The organism is Adlercreutzia sp. DFI.6.23 (genome assembly GCF_024462535.1).
In the GTDB taxonomy this organism is placed as follows: Bacteria; Actinomycetota; Coriobacteriia; order Coriobacteriales; family Eggerthellaceae; genus Adlercreutzia; species Adlercreutzia rubneri.
On the sequence record NZ_JANGBP010000204.1, the window covers coordinates 1 to 397 of the forward strand.

A 397-nucleotide genomic window follows, 5' to 3' on the forward strand; every position below is an offset into this window, starting at 1 on the left:
GAACGGCCGGCCCGCTATCTGAACCACGAGTGGGGCTGCGCCACGCCGGTGGCAGAGGGGGACTTCGCCTTCTGCATGATCTACCCGGACACCTACGAGCTGGGGCAGGCCAACCAGGCCGTGCGCATCCTCGTGAACGCCGTGAATGCCATGGGCGGCATGGGGGCCGAGCGGGCCTTTCTGCCGGCGGTGGACATGGCCGACCTCATGCGCGAGGAGGGCGTGCCACTGTTCTCCCTGGAGAGTTGCCGCCCCGTGGCCGACTTCGACGTGGTTGGCATCACGCTGCCCCACGAGCTGGCCGCCACCAACGTGCTGGAGACGCTGGACCTCGCCGGCATCCCGCTGCGCACCGCCGACCACGCCGAGGGCGACCCCATCGTGCTGGCCGGCGGCC

At 70.8% G+C, this 397-nt stretch carries 1 pseudogene; it reads left to right on the top strand.

Annotated elements, in window-relative coordinates:
• Positions 1-397 (top strand): annotated as a pseudogene (locus NE591_RS13020) (B12-binding domain-containing radical SAM protein); the annotation flags it as partial.